This window comes from Yersinia massiliensis, assembly GCF_003048255.1.
Classification (GTDB): Bacteria; Pseudomonadota; Gammaproteobacteria; order Enterobacterales; family Enterobacteriaceae; genus Yersinia; species Yersinia massiliensis_A.
Genome location: NZ_CP028487.1, coordinates 2,738,916 through 2,755,566, shown reverse-complemented (window position 1 = coordinate 2,755,566; position 16,651 = coordinate 2,738,916). Strand labels below are relative to the sequence as shown.

The following is a 16,651-nucleotide window of genomic DNA, read 5'->3' as shown; positions in this document are numbered from 1 at the left end:
AATTAGTGCCTGTTTTGGTTAGAGTGAGTCGGGTCAGTATCAAATGGCTCACTGACGGCAGAAAGAGGGCGAGCAGGGGTATTATGTTGACCTGGGCCACCGTTATCTTGCTGGTGGCTTTCATGCGCTTTTGGCCCTTTACGAATCAGGCGCATCATATAGGCGTAGCCCACGCCAAATACTGAACCATAGACCACAATGAAGACTAATAAACTGATGCTCATGTGTATCTCGCCATGAGATGACACCGCATCGCGGGTGCGCTGCAAGCCATAAACAATCCACGGTTGGCGGCCCACTTCAGTGGTAAACCAACCGGCCAGAATCGCAATTAACCCTGATGGCCCCATCCACAATACGAAATAGAGGAAGGGGCGAGACTGATACAGACCGCCACGCCAGCGGAGCCATAAACTCCACACACCGGCGAGAATCATTAACATGCCTAGCCCGACCATGATGCGGAAAGACCAGAAAACAATGGTGGAGTTAGGTCGATCCTCGGGTGGGAAAGATTTCAATGCGGGGATCTGTTTTTCCAAGCTGTGCGTCAGAATCAGGCTGCCTAGATAGGGAATTTCCAGCGCGAAACGGGTTCTCTCTTGTTTCATATCCGGCCAGCCAAACAAAATCAGCGGTGTGGCTTCGCCAGGTTTATTTTCCCAGTGGCCTTCTATGGCCGCAATTTTAGCGGGCTGATGTTCCAAGGTATTCAAGCCATGGGCATCGCCAATCACCGCTTGAAGGGGGGCGACAATCAAGGCCATCCACATCGCCATCGAGAGCATTTTCCGCATGGCAGGGGTATCCCGCTTGCGTAGTAAATGCCATGCGGCAGAAGCACCGACGAAGAAGGCCGACGCCAAGAAAGCGGCCGTTGACATGTGCAACAATCGGTAAGGGAACGAGGGATTAAAGATCACTTTTAGCCAATCAACCGGCACGACTTGGCCGTTGATAACTTCAAAACCTTGGGGCGTTTGCATCCAACTATTAGAAGCCAGTATCCAGAACGTTGACATCAACGTGCCGAGCGCGACCATGCAAGTGGCGAAGAAATGCAAACCAGGGCCAACACGATTCCAGCCAAACAGCATCACCCCGAGGAAACCTGCTTCAAGGAAGAACGCGGTCAGAACTTCATAGGTCAGTAGGGGGCCGGTAATACTGCCGGCAAACTCGGAGAAAAAGCTCCAGTTAGTGCCGAATTGGTAGGCCATGACGAGGCCAGAAACCACCCCCATGCCAAAGTTGACGGCAAATATTTTTGACCAAAAATGGTACAGATCACGATAATCCTCATTTTTAGTTTTTAACCATAACCCTTCCAATACCGCTAAAAAGCTGGCCAGCCCGATAGTGATGGCGGGGAAAATGATATGGAATGAAATGGTAAAAGCGAATTGAATTCTGGCCAATTCGAGGGCAGTTAAACCGAACATTCGGACCTCATAACAAACAAGATACGGCATCAAGACTTGGCAGTGAGTTAACCATAAGTTAAAGTAACTATAATAGTGACAATTAAAGCTATCTTACCTATAACAGTTGACCTATGACACGATATGAACAGTTGGCGCAGCAAATTCGGGCGCAAATACAGTCCAAAGTATGGCAGGCTGGCGACAAACTGCCTTCTCTACGAGAAAGTTGTAAGCAATCCGGCTTAAGCTTAATGACCGTTGTACAGTCCTATCAGCTACTGGAGAGTCAGGGATGGATCGTGGCTCGCCCACAATCGGGCTACTATGTTGCCTCGCGGCCGACTCAATTGCCGCAACTGCAGCGTGGTAAAAAGCTGCATCTTGATGAGCAAGTTGACATCAATACCTTTATTTTTGATGTTTTGCAGGCGGGGAAAGACCCGGCAATTATGCCGTTTGGATCTGCTTTCCCTGATCCTAGCCTCCTGTTACAGCCTCGTTTGTCTCGTGCTCTGGCCAGCGTTGCCCGCAAAATATCACCGCAAAGTTCGGTGGCAAACTTGCCACCGGGCAATGAAAGTCTCCGGCGCAATATTGCACAACGGTATGCGGCCAGTGGTATGAACGTTTCACCCGAGGAAATAGTCATTACCGCTGGCGCGATGGAGTCACTGAGCCTGAGTTTACAGGCGGTGACGCAGCCAGGTGACTGGGTGGTACTCGAGTCGCCGGCCTTTTATGGCGCATTACAAGCGATTGAGCGCTTACGATTAAAAGCCATTTTTATCCCTACACACCCGCAGCAAGGTATGGATCTCGATGCCCTTGAGCAGGTCATCAACCAATATCCCATTAAAGCCTGCTGGTTGATGACTCACTTCCAGAATCCATTGGGATGCACCATGTCTTGGCCGCAGAAAAAAAGGCTGGTGGCACTATTACAACAGAACGCGATTTCGCTGATTGAAGATGACGTTTATGGTGAGTTGTACTTTGGTGCAGAACGTCCGTTGCCTGCGAAAGCACTTGATCAACATCGGCAGATTTTGCATTGCTCATCGTTTTCAAAATGTCTGGCACCGGGTTTCCGTGTGGGCTGGGTGGCGGCGGGGGAACATGCGCAACGAATTCAACATCTACAGCTGATGAGTACGGTATCAGCCAGTGTCCCTACGCAATTGGCGATTGCAGATTATCTCTCTCAAGGGGGGTACGATACCCATCTGCGCCGTTTACGTCGCTTAATGGAACAACGATTAAATGCATTGCGGCAAGCGGCTGTCGATCACTTCCCTAAAAGTGTGAAAATAAGTCATCCTGCTGGAGGGTATTTCTTGTGGCTAGAACTGGAACCGCCGTTTAATACCAGCGAGTTGTATCGGCTCGCACTGGAGCAAGGCGTCAGTATTGCCCCTGGCAGAATGTTCACAACAGGCAATCGGTTTGATCACTGTTTCCGACTGAATGCATCATTTGCATGGTCAGAGCAAAGCCACAAAGCCATCCAGATTTTGGCGCAATTGATCAACCAATTGACTCGCCACAGTGGCAAATAGTCCGACAGGCCACGTGATTCAAACTTTTGTCACCGATGTATTTGAAGCCTATCGTTGCGTGAATCTACTCAATGAAGAAATAAGATAGGCCGTTATCAACAGTGGCGGTGACTAAAGTGAGGGTCATTACCCTGTTCATGGCGTGACCATGAACAGGGCTGTTAGGGCTGTTAGAGGCTGAGAACCTTTTGATAAGCAAAGTTTATCTCAGCATATAACTTGCAGCAGATCCATCAGGGGAGGGTGCTGTCGAGAATACCGGCCCCTGCTTGGCTCGTGACGATTGCTTTGACATCGCTAACGTCATTAACGTGTAACCGCAGTGTCGGCACCCAACCGACGTTATCCGTCAGTTGATCGGCAGCCGAAACCGAAGCATTGTAAACGGCCAATAGGTCGGTTGGCGTACCATTAACAAGGTTGTCTTTGGTGAGAATATGATGGCCTAAATAGCGTTTAATGATTTTGCTGGCCGGGATGTTATCTGCCAAGTCAATGGCATTTTTTTCCGCATAGATGGCCGATTCAAACCCTACCCCCCACAAGCTGGTAAAGTCTTGTGCAGCCAGAACTTCAGCATAATTATTGTAGACATCCACTTGCCCAAAGCGGACGCGTGGTGCGCGTTGGCCTGGGTTTCGCCAGTGGTTGTGATGCATTGTGACTTTGAGTTTATCTCTATCTTCTAGGCGAGAGTCGGAGGAACCTATCAGGTTCACTTTATCGTGATCGTCAAAGATATTGTAAGATGCGGTCACATAGTTACTGCTATGGGTGACATCCATCAACCCGTCATGTACCTGAAATACCCTGCCAAAGACCTTCGGCAATGATTGGCGCGGATGCTCACCATCATCCAGCGTGACGTGATCAACCCAAATGTGTTGAGTCGTCCATATCGACAAATTATCGTACAGACTATTCCAGTTACCCGCACTGCCATCGGTGGGGTCCCATTCAGGGAAACAGTCGTAAGCATCAGAGATCCGTAGGTTACGAATAATGATATTCGAGACATCTCTTGCTAGCAGGTGAGCACCAATAATATGCGCATCCTTACCTACGCCGATCAGAGTGACATTAGAGCCAAAGCGTTGTCGTATCTGCTGAGTTTGCGATTCGGCCGCTTCAATACGCGCCACTTCAAGTGGACCGGAAGGGGTCACCATGCCCCACGCCCCTTCAGGGTTAAAATGTGCGATAAAATCGGCCATGCTGAACACTTTGCCGGTGTCGGGTACAACAATCTTATTAGCGATGTCATCACAGGTCAGCACCGTGCCATCTTTATCCATCGCATTAATCGTGCCTTTAACATAGATGATACGTGGGGTGCTTTGATTATGAGCACTCGTTCCGCCGAGCGCATCGCGGAACTCTTGCCAAGTACTGACCACAAAGATATGGCTCTGATCGGCTGCACTTCCGCCTGATACGCCTGGGCCAAATGACCCCCATCCATCGCCATTCGCTAATATATTCCTACCTAAGTCACGTGCTGCCACGCCGGAGGAATAGATGAAACTGGCGGAAATAATCATGGCCAGTGCGCTAGAAATGACTGTTCGCCGCAGAGTAAAGGATTGATGCATGATGACTCCTGTCATAATAAATTTAATTTTATTCAACAAGATACCTATTTTAACAACTCGGTGATAACACTGATTCCTATCGAAATGCGCTCAGTGTACTAGGCATGATGCTAAATATAAGTCTCATCATAAGGGACAGCGAGTTACACCTATAGATAAGGAATTCTTACAATAGAACGTTATTCCACAATATGGAAACGATGTTTCACTAACATCTTATAACTGAGAGGTTTCTGTAGTGGGGGAAGGGTGAGCCGTTTCGTGATTGCACTTAAACAATGTTGGCTTATCTGATTGTCGGTCATAACGTTCCAACAAAATTGGGTGAATAACCTCATAAAAATGGTTATAGCAGCATTATCCGCTAGTCATGCGAGGGCTATTTCGCCCCATTCACACTGCATAAATCGATTTGTTCACACGCCGATGCGCCGCATTTTTGCAGTTTAGATGCACCTTAATGACGCACTGGATGCTCATTTATAGGGCAAGGAAAGCCCTTTTTGTTACCTTTGTGTTGCCGAAATGTGATCTTGCAGAGCAAAAATCAAATTTGGTCGAGAATGCATATATTTGCTCGGTAAATCGATGAAAATAGCCAATTCAGTCAGTAAATTACAGTATGAATGCGGCTAATTTGCATAATTATGCATTTTAAATTATTGTTTTAATGGAATTTATACATTTTATTCACATGTGGGGTGGTGTGGCACGAAAGCTGCTGTACACTTTATATCAGGTGAATATATTTCATTCTTAATTGTTACCAGAATAAGAGAGTTTTGTTGGATGACTTCACCCTGCCTAACAAGGCGTCTCTCAACCCAATATTTACGCTGATTAAAGAGGCCACTATGGAACAGCCAATCCCGGTTACCCGACAGTCTTTTGATGAATGGATAGTCCCAACTTATGCGCCAGCGGATTTTATTATCGTGCGGGGTGAAGGGGCGACGCTGTGGGATCAACAGGGCAAATCTTATATCGACTTTGCGGGTGGTATTGCCGTTAACGCCTTGGGGCATGGGCATCCAGCGGTCAAGGCTGCATTGATTGAACAAGCGGATAAAGTGTGGCATCTGGGCAACGGTTATACCAACGAGCCCGTGTTGCGCTTGGCGAAGCAACTGATTGATGCCACGTTTGCGGAAAAAGTTTTCTTCTGTAACTCCGGCGCCGAAGCTAATGAGGCAGCACTGAAACTAGCACGTAAATATGCGCTGGATAATTTTGCCAATAAGCCAGGGCAGCAGGGCGAAAAAAACCAGATTGTGGCGTTCAGAAATGCATTTCACGGCCGTACGCTGTTTACCGTTTCGGCGGGTGGGCAGCCGAAATACTCGCAGGATTTTGCGCCGCTACCCGGTGGGATCAGCCACGGTATCTTCAACGATTTGGCATCCGCAGAGTCACTGATTAATGACCAAACCTGCGCCGTGATCGTCGAACCGATTCAAGGTGAAGGTGGTGTCCTGCCTGCGGACAGAGAATTTCTGCACGGTTTACGCGCGCTCTGTGATCGCCATAACGCATTACTGATTTTCGATGAAGTGCAGACGGGTGTGGGTCGTACCGGTGAGCTCTATGCCTATATGCACTACGGCGTCACGCCAGATGTTTTGACCAGTGCCAAAGCGTTGGGCGGCGGTTTCCCCATTGCGGCAATGTTAACCACCACAAAATATGCTAGCGCACTGAACGTGGGGAGCCATGGGACAACTTACGGCGGTAATCCTCTGGCTTGCGCTGTTGCGGGGACGGTTTTATCGCTGATCAATACCCCTGAAGTGCTCGCTGGTGTGAAAGAAAGGCATCAGTGGTTCCTGAATGGGTTGGCTGAAATCAATGCTCGCCACAAAGTCTTCGCGGAAATACGCGGACGCGGCCTGCTGATTGGTTGTGTCCTCAATAGTGATTATGCCGGTAAATCCAAAGACATTATTCAGGCGGCTGCTCAACATGGATTGATTGCGCTTATCGCAGGGCCAGACGTGGTGCGTTTTGCGCCGTCATTGATTATCTCTCAGCAGGATATTAATGCAGGTCTAGCCCGACTCGCTTTAGGCATTGAACAGGTTTGTCGAAAGGCTAAATCGTAACATTTACGCAGTACACAAAGGACCTTGAATATGATGATCATTCGCCCGGTAGAACGCCGTGATCTCGCTGATATCTATGAATTAGCTGGAAAGACCGGTGTTGGCATGACTTCACTGCCGCAAAATGAGCCACACCTCGCCGCGCGGATTGAGCGTGCGATAAATACTTGGCAAGGTTCTTTGACGGCAGGTGATCAGGGTTATTTGTTCGTTCTGGAGGACAGCGAGCGGGAAAAAGTCGTTGGTGTGAGTGCCATCGAGGTCGCGGTTGGGATGAATGATCCTTGGTACAACTTCCGTGTGGGGACGTTGGTACACGCCTCCAAAACACTCAATGTCTACAAATCTGTCCCAACGCTGTTTTTAAGTAATGACCACACGGGTTATAGCGAACTATGCACACTGTTCCTCGATCCTGATTACCGCATCAACAAAAACGGTCCTTTCTTATCAAAAGTGCGCTTCCTGTTTATTGCTGCTTTTCGCCAGTATTTTTCGCGAAAAGTCATTGCTGAAATGCGGGGCTACACGGATGAACAAGGGCGTTCACCATTTTGGGAGAATGTGGGCCGCCATTTCTTCTCAATTGAGTTCGCTAAAGCGGATTATCTCAGTGGCACCGGCCAAAAAGCATTCATTGCAGAGTTGATGCCTAAACACCCGCTGTATGTGGATTTTTTGGCGGAAGAAGCGCGAGCGGTCATCGGGCAAGTACATCCGCATACGGCACCTGCAAGGGCCGTACTAGAGACCGAAGGGCTACAATATCAAGGTTACGTTGATATCTTTGATGGCGGCCCGACGCTCGAAGCGAACATTGATGAAATCCGCGCGATACGCGACAGTAGCCTACGCAAAGTGGTGATTGATGACATTGATATCGATCCAAATGGCACGGCTTATTTGGTGGCAAATGAAAACTATCATCATTTTCGCTCAATTTTGATTCACACCCATTTATCAGATGAATCACTGCATTTAAGTACTCAGAATGCGTCTGCATTGGGTGTGACTAACGGCGATTCGGTTCGGATAATCAGCCTCTTTGCTCCGGAGACAAAAAAATGACCCATCCCGCACTGTTTATTCAGGGTGAATGGCGCACCGGTAAAGGCGCTCATTTCGACAAACATGATCCCATGGATCAGCAATTATTGTGGCAGGCACGATCTGCCGACGCTCAAGATGTAGCCGCCGCCTGCCATGCTGCACGTGAAGCTTTCCCTGATTGGGCGCGTACGCCGCTGGAACAACGAGTTTCATTCGTGCAACGTTTCGCCGCTTTATTGGAACAGCATAAGCAACAACTGGCGCGCACAATTAGCTTGGAAACCAGTAAACCACACTGGGAAACACTGACAGAAGTGCAGGCCATGATAGGTAAAGTCGCGATTTCGCTGCAAGCATATCAAACACGTACCGGCAGCAGCCAAACCCCGATGGCGGATGGCATATCAGTGCTACGCCATCGCCCGCATGGCGTTTTGGCGGTCTTTGGCCCGTACAATTTCCCTGGGCATTTACCCAATGGGCATATTGTTCCCGCATTACTGGCCGGCAACACCGTGGTATTTAAGCCCAGTGAATTAACCCCAGTCACCGCCGAAGAGACAGTCAAGTTATGGCAGTTGGCTGGTCTACCTGACGGCGTGCTTAATTTAGTGCAGGGCGGGCGGGAAACGGGTGAGGCGCTGGCAGCACAACCTGATATTGATGGCTTATTGTTCACCGGCAGTGCAAATACCGGCTACCATTTACACCGGCAGTTAGCCGGGCAACCTGAAAAGATATTGGCGTTGGAAATGGGCGGTAACAACGCCTTGATCGTCGAACAATTCAAGGACTGCGATGCGGCCGTCAATCTTGCGATCCAGTCTGCCTTTATTTCTGCGGGCCAGCGTTGTACCTGTTCACGTCGCGTGTTAGTTAAATCCGGTGCAGCAGGCGACGCCTTCTTACAACGCTTTGTTGCCGTGGCTAAAGCATTACGCATTGGCCGCTGGGATATGCAACCGGCACCCTTTATGGGCGCAGTGATTTCCGCTCAGGCAGCCGAAAAAATGTTGGCAGCGCAACAGCACTTGCTTGCGCTAGGCGGCAAGCCTTTATTGACGATGACGCGGCCAGATAGCCAAAGCGCTGTTTTAACGCCTGGAATCATTGATATTACAGGTGTCAGTGCGGTGCCTGATGAAGAGTATTTTGGCCCACTGGTCAGTGTGATTCGCTATGACGACTTTGCGCAGGCGCTGAAAATTGCCAATCAGACTCGGTTCGGCTTAGCAATCGGTTTGGTGTCTGACGATCGCCAACAGTTTGAGCAATTGCTGTTGGAAGCTCGCGCGGGAATTGTTAACTGGAACAAACCCCTAACGGGTGCCTCCAGTGCTGCCCCATTCGGTGGAGTTGGCGCATCTGGCAACCACCGCCCAAGTGCATTTTATGCTGCTGATTATTGTGCTTGGCCAATGGCGTCACTCGAAAGTGATAGCTTGACACTGCCTGCCACACTGTCACCGGGTATCTCTTTTGATTTACCTGCGATTGAATGACAGACACGCACCTATCCATAAAGGAAGAAGATGATGGCAGGATATGAAGTTAATTTTGATGGATTGGTTGGGTTGACACACCACTATGCGGGCTTGTCATTTGGCAATGAGGCATCGACGACCCATCAAAACAGTATTTCTAACCCCCGTTTAGCAGCAAAGCAGGGGTTACTAAAGATGAAGGCGCTGGCCGATTTAGGCTACAAACAAGGTATTTTGCCACCGCAAGAGCGTCCCTCAATCGGCGCGCTACGCCAACTAGGTTTTAGTGGTTCAGATGAACAAGTGTTGAGTGAGGTGGCACGTCAATCTCCGCGCTTGTTGTCTGCGGTTAGCTCGGCTTCCTCGATGTGGACCGCAAACGCCGCGACGGTTTCGCCTTCCGCTGATAGTCAAGACAGCCGGGTTCATTTTACCGTCGCTAATTTGAATAATAAGTTTCATCGCGCGATTGAGGCGGATACTACATCTGCCTTATTAAAGGCGGTTTTTAATAATCATCGTCACTTCGTTCATCATGAGGCTTTACCTTCTGTCGAGCTGTTTGGCGATGAAGGGGCAGCAAACCACAATCGATTGGGCGGTGATTATGACAGCCCAGCGGTTCAGGTGTTTGTGTATGGCCGCAAAGGGCTAGAAAATGGCGTCAGCCCAAGTCGTTATCCTGCTCGTCAAACACTCGAAGCCAGTCAATCCGTCGCTCGCCTACATCAATTGGCCCCTGAACGAACGGTTTTTGTGCAGCAAAATCCTGCGGTTATCGACCAAGGGGTCTTTCACAATGACGTCATCGCGGTCAGTAATCAGAATGTGCTGTTCCATCACCAGCATGCGTTTATACCCGATATTCGAGTGATGGATGAGATACGTCGAAAAATGGACGGCATTGAACAGCAACTCCTCACGATTGAAGTGCCTGCTTCTGCGGTATCCGTCGCTGATGCAGTATCAACCTACTTATTTAACAGCCAGTTACTCAGTAAACCCAACGGTAAAATGCGACTGGTTATCCCGCAGGAGTCGCAAGACAACCCAACAGTATGGCGTTATTTATCTGAGTTAATCAGTAGTGGTGGCCCGGTTGATGAGATAAAGGTATTTGATTTGCGTGAAAGTATGCGCAATGGCGGCGGCCCTGCCTGTTTACGGTTACGTGTAGCTTTAAATGATACTGAGCTACAGGCTGTTAATAGCCGTGTGATGATGACGCCCGCCTTGTTTGTGGCACTGAATAATTGGGTTGATCAGCATTACCGTGACCATTTGCAATTTAAAGATTTAGCCGACCCGCAGTTACTGCGTGAGGGGCGGCAAGCGCTGGATGAACTGACACGAATACTCAATCTTGGGTCGGTATACCCGTTCCAGCGAGCTTAAGTGCAAAGAAAAACATAGCAAAGCAAAGGGAAGGCTGATAATGCTCAATTTTTTATCGATCACACTCTCTGGCGACATACCGCAAACGACCCAAGGCGAAACCAGCAACCTTAAATGGCAATGGCTCGGCGAAGGGGTCTTGATGTTGACGCCTCATGGTGTGTACACGCAATCGGTAGTGATATCTGCCGGTATCCACGGGAATGAAACCGCGCCGATCGAGATCGTTAACCAGTTAGTCATTGATTTATTCGCAGGGAAATTGCCGCTGGCGGTGCGCCTGCTCGTGATACTTGGTAATCCGCCTGCAATCAGAGCGGGGGAGCGCTATCTCACTGCGGATATCAACCGTATGTTTGGCGGGCGTCATCAACAGTATTTATCAGGCGATGAACCCGAAAGAGCAGCCTATCTCGAACAGGTCGTCGTGAATTTTTTTGATGCTGATAGCGATTCGACACGGCAACACTTTGATTTACACACCGCGATTCGAGGTTCGCATCATACTCGTTTTGGCTTGTTACCTTACCAAATAGCCCCCTATTGCGCGGATATGTTCCGCTGGCTGCAAGATATCGAGCTGGATGCGTTAGTCATGCATACTTCAGCGGGAGGAACTTTTGCTCACTTCAGTAGTGAGTTCTGTTCGGCCGCCAGTTGCACGCTGGAGCTGGGTAAGGCACGGCCATTTGGTGAAAATCAACTGGCCCAATTTAAGGGGATTATTGCGGGATTAGAAGCGTTGGTGAGTCGTAGGCAACTGCTTGCGCGGGCCACAGGAAAGATAGTCCTGTATCGGGTCGTGAAATCGCTGCTTAAACAGCACTCAGACTTTAAACTTTTGGTGGCAGATGACACGCTGAACTTTACGCCTTTCAAGCGAGGAACATTGTTAAGTGAGCAACCAAACGACAGTTATCATGTTCAACATGAAATGGAATGGATCTTATTTCCCAATCCACGAGTCGCGATGGGGCTACGTGCAGGGATCATGTTGGTGCAGATGGATGAAGCTGAGTTACCAATAGCATAGGTCAGAGGAATGATGGCCTTTAAAATGGATAATGACGCAGGGTAATATCACCACCGGAAGTATTCCTTAAGTTAAATTTAAAGCAATATATCTTCTTATTTTTTTAAAAAATGAGCTAAAAAAGATAATGGCTCATTTTTTGTTCTTTAAATTTAAAAAATTATCTAACGGCATTTTATCCTCCTCGCCTATCAGTAATGTATTAACTCCTCATTTAATAATTCATCATACTAATCTTTTAGTTAATCTGGTTATTTCACTCAAGCTTTCTGCACCAATAATGACAATTAAAAACCTATTTCCTGTATCTTAAATAGCCATTAAATTGAATTGAATATATAAAAAAGTGCATTGGAAGTGTGATATTCGCTCCATTTTACAAAACTTATTGTGAATTAGAACAAAAAAGAAACAAATAGAAATGACTTTGCACCCAAATGGTGCTAATGCACTATTTTGGTTATATCTAATTACTTAAAATCACTGTTAATCAATGGGTTATGAATAGTTCCGAAAAACACATTTAGTTACAATTGATTACCTGTCTATACGTATATATCTTCAAATTTACCATTTTAACTTTTCGTGCTTAGTGATAATGTCTATTCGCTTTACAAGACAGGTCACTATAAAAAATTAAAAATTAACTTTTATGAGGCTAAACCCAATTTAGCCCAGCGGGTTAATATTATTAAAATTTAAAGGAAAAGATAATGATGAAGCGCAGTGTGCTGGCCTTAGCGGTCACTTTGAGTATGGTTCCTACTCTGTCAAACGCAGCAGAGATTTATAATAAAGATGGCAATAAATTGGACCTTTATGGTCGTGTAGCCGCTAAATACCTTTTCTCAAATCATGATAATCACGACGATACTTATGTTCGTTTTGGTTTTAAAGGCGAAACACAGATTAATAGCCAATTGACCGGTTTTGGTCAGTGGGAATATAACGTCGCCGCAAAAAATGCAGAGTCTCAAGGTGATAAAGGGAATAAAACCCGTCTCGGTTTTGCAGGTTTGAAATTTGCTGAATTCGGTTCTTTCGATTACGGCCGTAACTATGGTGTCGTTTATGATGCACTGGCTTACACCGACATGCTGCCAGAGTTCGGCGGTGATTCAATTGCATACACCGATAACTACATGACAGGCCGTTCAACCGGTCTGGCGACTTACCGTAACTCAGATTTCTTCGGTCTGGTCAAAGGTCTGAACATTGCAGCACAGTACCAAGGCCGCAATGATGATGGCGATACCACCAAGAACGAACGCGCTATCCAGAAAGCGAACGGTGACGGTTTTGGTTTGTCTGTTGATTACCAAGACATCGAAGGCAGTGGTGTTGGTTTTGCAGCCGCATTCTCATCTTCAAACCGTACTCTGGGCCAGAAAAACCTAGCAAACAGCGCTACTGGTGACAAAGCTCAGGCTTGGGCGACCGCGCTGAAATATGATGCGAACCAAGTTTATATCGCAGCAATGTACGGCGAAACGCTGAACATGACGCCATATAAAGATCTGATTGCAAATAAAACTCAGAACGTAGAATTAGTTGCTCAGTATCAGTTCGAAAATGGTATTCGCCCATCAATCGCTTATGTTCAGTCTAAAGGGAAAGACCTTTCTGCTGTAGGCGATGCTGATTTGCTGAAATATGCTGAAATTGGTGTGACTTACTACATCAACAAAAACATGTTCACCTATGTTGATTACCAGATTAACTTGCTGGATGAAGACAACCCGCTGGGTCTGGGGACTGATGACATTGTTGCGGTTAACTTGACTTACCGTTTCTAAGTTAATTAAAGCAGTGATTATTACCCTTTTCTGTGTCGGAAATTGGTGAATAAAAAAGGCGGGAATAATCCCGCCTTTTTGTTTTTAATCTCCCCAGATGTGTAGGCAGATTATTGATGAGCTCTCAGTGCTGCAAGCGTTTATGGTGCTGTGCTATGGGCGTTTATGATGCTGCTAATGTTTTAATGCCGATAGTGCTGTTCGCCCCATATCAGCATGGTCTTAATCAACTGTTTTAAGAGTTGCTGCAAATGTGCTGCATGCTCGGGTAGATAGGGATAAGGCTCAGTTTCAGACATATAGTTGAGCTGCGCTAACTCTAGCTGTACTGCGTGTTGATTATTCTCAGGTGAGCCATACGCACGAGTGATATGTCCTCCCTTAAAACGGCCATTCAGTACATGGCTGAATAAGGACTGATGCTCGCAGCATTCGATCAGTTCTTGACTCAATAATGGCGCGCAACTGGCTCCGCTGTTGGTGCCAAAGTTTAAATCAGGCAACTGGCCTTCAAACAATCTGGGAATGACCGATGCAATTGAGTGGGCATCTAACAACAATACATAACCAAACTGCTTTTTAAGACGATCTAACTCTGTTTGTAGTTGATGATGATATGGACGCCAAATGTGTTGCAAATAGGATTGACGTTCCTGCGACGAGGGCGTTTTACCTGCCATAAAGCAAGGGCGGCCATCGAACAGTGTGTCAGGGAATAAACCGGTCGTTGCCGTCGTATACAGTGGCTGATCATCTTCCGGTCGATTCAAATCAACCACCAAGCGAGAGTAGTTGCCGATCACTATGCTGGCACCCATGTCTTGGGCAAAATCATAAAGCCGAGGAATGTGCCAATCAGTATCTGAAAGAGGGCGGGCAGCATCGGATAGACCTGTTTCAACGGCAGGTGTTAGTCGCGTACCAGCGTGAGGAATGCTAATTAATAATGGCAATTCACCTGCATGGAAACTCAATGGGTCTGTGATGTTCATGGTCGGGTTTCTCCTTGGAAAACGACGCTCGCAGGTAACTGCCCTCCTAGCCAGTAAGCCAATTCAGCAGGACGAGATAACGGCCAGTGAACCCAGTTTGCTAATTTACCGGTTTCCAACGTGCCTTGAGTTTCATGTAAACCAAGTGCTCGAGCGGCATGACAAGTCACGCCCGCCAATGCTTCTTCTGGTGTCATGCGGAATAATGTGCAAGCCATGTTTAGCATTAAGCGTAAAGAAAGTGCTGGAGATGTTCCAGGGTTTGCATCGCTGGCTAAGGCCATGGGAACCTTGTACTGGCGGAATAATTCGATGGGGGGACATTGTGTTTCACGTAGTAGGTAATAGGCACCGGGTAGCATGACGGCAACGGTACCGGCTTCCCCCATCGCCTCAACATCTGCTTCTGTTGCATATTCGAGATGGTCGGCAGACAGCGCATGATAGTGGGCTGCGAGAGTGCTGCCATGCAGTGATGACAGTTGTTCAGCATGAAGTTTGACCGGCAAACCGACTTGCTGCGCGGCTAAAAATACACGTTCAACTTGCGCGGGGGAAAATGCCAAATGCTCGCAAAAAGCGTCAATTGCATCAGCAAGCCCTTCCGCGGCGACTTGTGGAATGATGGTATGACAAACAAAATCTATATAGTCATCGGGGCGGCCGGCAAACTCTGGCGGCAAAGCATGGGCAGCCAGACAGGTTGTTTTCACCGTCACAGGCAGTAATTCCCCTAATTTACGTGCAACCCGCAGCATTTTCATTTCACTTTCGAGATCAAGGCCGTAACCGGACTTAATCTCAATACACGTCACCCCTTCGGCAAGCAAGGGCTTTAGGCGAAATAACGCTTGTTCTAATAGAAGCTGTTCACTGGTGCTCCGTGTGGCATTAACCGTTGAGACGATACCGCCACCCTTAGCAGCGATTTCGGCATAGCTAACACCGTTAAGGCGCTGTTCAAATTCAGCACTACGATCGCCGCCAAACACCAAATGAGTATGGCAATCAATGAATCCGGGAGTGATCAAGCCGCCTTGATAGACAACCTCGCGAGTGGCATTGATAGCAGGCAATTCGCGATAAGGCCCAATCCAAACGATTTTGCCCTCCGTCACTGCCATCGCACCTTGCTGAATCAGATGATATTTCCCATCACGCATGGTCACGATGTCGGCACCGTACCACAGGCTATCACAGTGAATTTCTGACACGATCTCACTCCCCAAAACGTCTACGAATTTAAGTTGTATATACAATCATGGACAACCTAGCGTATAAATTCACTATCAGCAAGATAGGGAATTCAACAATTGCGTAACACTTCGCAGTTCTCGCAGAGAAAAAAAATTGATCAGGACGTCACCGTGCCTTGTGGGGTAAAACGACCATAGAGTTGATAGCGAGAACCTGGATAGAGTAATTGGGCGGAAGTCACGATGGCTTTCCCATACCAAGTTCGGCGTCGAATCAACAGGCAGGGTTCATGTTCGTCCAGTTGCAAGAGTTGTCGTTCGATTGAGCTGGGGATCACCGCTTCAACAATATGTTCACCTTCGGTGAGTGGGGCCACTTGGGTGAGGTAGCTGTAAGGCGTGATCACATTGAAATCCTGCTTCATATAGTCAGGCGCAGTGTTGGGATTAACACAACGGTTTTCAACCTGAATAGGGATGTCATTCTCATAATGAACAATTTGCGAGTAGAACAGTTGCTGATTAGGCTGCATACCTAAACTCGTGGCTTCTTCAGGGGTGGCTGGGCGAGTTTCGAGTTGCAATATTTTACTGCTGTGGCGGTGGCCACGAGCCGTAATTTCATCGGCAATATTATGGACGGCGAGCAAGGCACTGTGTGCCTTTGCTTCAGCGACAAAGGTGCCTACACCTTGCATGCGGATGAGAAAGCCCTCGCTGGTGAGTTCACGAAGCGCGCGGTTGATGGTCATGCGACTTACGCCTAACTCATTAACAAGTTCGCTTTCTGAGGGAATACGCTGGTGGGGTTGCCAGACACCGGTTCTGATTTGATGAATGATCGCCAATTTCACCCGTTGATAAATTGGCGCAGGCGTATCGTCCATTGCGGCACTGAGTTGTAAGACTGTTTGTTGTTCCGCCACGGCACTGACCTCGTTGAATATAAAAGTTGTATGCTAAGTCTAAGGTTGAATTTAGCGTATGTATATGTATAGACAAGTAGATGTTTTAATTAATTGACGTCGCTGTTG

12 protein-coding genes are annotated in these 16,651 nt (G+C 47.7%); 7 read left to right on the top strand and 5 right to left on the bottom strand.

The genetic code is table 11. The features are described 5' to 3' along the window. Positions 1–2: 2 nt before the first annotated feature. On the bottom strand, positions 3–1,442 hold the full coding sequence (locus DA391_RS12800; RefSeq protein ID WP_050081526.1) for a cytochrome ubiquinol oxidase subunit I: 1,440 nt from the start codon (positions 1,440–1,442) through the stop codon (positions 3–5). A 113-nt stretch (positions 1,443–1,555) separates the two neighbouring features. Between DA391_RS12800 and DA391_RS12795 the strand changes: the two genes are divergently transcribed. After that, positions 1,556–2,980, top strand: coding sequence for a PLP-dependent aminotransferase family protein (locus tag DA391_RS12795; RefSeq protein ID WP_108087781.1), 1,425 nt, complete (start codon positions 1,556–1,558; stop codon positions 2,978–2,980). Positions 2,981–3,213: 233 nt separating this feature from the next. Here DA391_RS12795 and DA391_RS12790 read toward each other — a convergent pair whose 3' ends face one another. Further along, the gene (locus DA391_RS12790; protein ID WP_050081524.1) at positions 3,214–4,572 is read right to left on the bottom strand and encodes a pectate lyase family protein; all 1,359 of its coding nucleotides are present in this window, start codon (positions 4,570–4,572) and stop codon (positions 3,214–3,216) included. A gap of 854 nt (positions 4,573–5,426) precedes the next feature. Here DA391_RS12790 and DA391_RS12785 point away from each other — a divergent pair. The 6 genes from DA391_RS12785 (at position 5,427) to DA391_RS12760 (ending at position 13,429) form a co-directional block, all read left to right on the top strand. Next, entirely contained in the window at positions 5,427–6,671 is a 1,245-nt protein-coding gene (locus DA391_RS12785) for an aspartate aminotransferase family protein (RefSeq protein ID WP_050081523.1), read from the top strand. 30 nt (positions 6,672–6,701) lie between these two features. Continuing rightward, complete coding sequence (gene astA, locus DA391_RS12780; RefSeq protein ID WP_050081522.1) at positions 6,702–7,739, top strand: arginine N-succinyltransferase; 1,038 nt, start codon at positions 6,702–6,704, stop codon at positions 7,737–7,739. Next, the gene (gene astD, locus DA391_RS12775; RefSeq protein ID WP_050081521.1) at positions 7,736–9,223 is read left to right on the top strand and encodes a succinylglutamate-semialdehyde dehydrogenase; all 1,488 of its coding nucleotides are present in this window, start codon (positions 7,736–7,738) and stop codon (positions 9,221–9,223) included. Before astA ends, astD begins: the two co-directional genes overlap by 4 nt. Before the next feature lie 33 nt (positions 9,224–9,256). After that, positions 9,257–10,600 (top strand): N-succinylarginine dihydrolase, encoded by a 1,344-nt coding sequence (gene astB / locus DA391_RS12770; protein ID WP_050873420.1) that lies wholly within the window; start codon positions 9,257–9,259, stop codon positions 10,598–10,600. 40 nt (positions 10,601–10,640) lie between these two features. Continuing rightward, a complete protein-coding gene (gene astE, locus DA391_RS12765; RefSeq protein ID WP_050873421.1) occupies positions 10,641–11,633 on the top strand; it encodes a succinylglutamate desuccinylase in 993 nt (330 codons plus the stop codon). Between the two features lie 713 nt (positions 11,634–12,346). Continuing rightward, positions 12,347–13,429: a porin gene (locus tag DA391_RS12760; RefSeq protein WP_050081518.1), complete on the top strand. Its 1,083-nt coding sequence runs from the start codon at positions 12,347–12,349 to the stop codon at positions 13,427–13,429. Between the two features lie 182 nt (positions 13,430–13,611). Here DA391_RS12760 and hutG read toward each other — a convergent pair whose 3' ends face one another. The 3 genes from hutG to hutC form a co-directional block, all read right to left on the bottom strand. Further along, on the bottom strand, positions 13,612–14,421 hold the full coding sequence (gene hutG / locus DA391_RS12755; RefSeq protein ID WP_108087780.1) for an N-formylglutamate deformylase: 810 nt from the start codon (positions 14,419–14,421) through the stop codon (positions 13,612–13,614). Further along, positions 14,418–15,638, bottom strand: coding sequence for an imidazolonepropionase (hutI, locus tag DA391_RS12750; RefSeq protein ID WP_108088277.1), 1,221 nt, complete (start codon positions 15,636–15,638; stop codon positions 14,418–14,420). The genes hutG and hutI overlap by 4 nt, the downstream gene beginning before the upstream one ends. A 137-nt stretch (positions 15,639–15,775) precedes the next feature. Then, positions 15,776–16,543, bottom strand: a complete 768-nt coding sequence (gene hutC / locus DA391_RS12745; RefSeq protein WP_019209750.1) for a histidine utilization repressor — start codon at positions 16,541–16,543, stop codon at positions 15,776–15,778. Positions 16,544–16,651 lie beyond the last annotated feature (108 nt).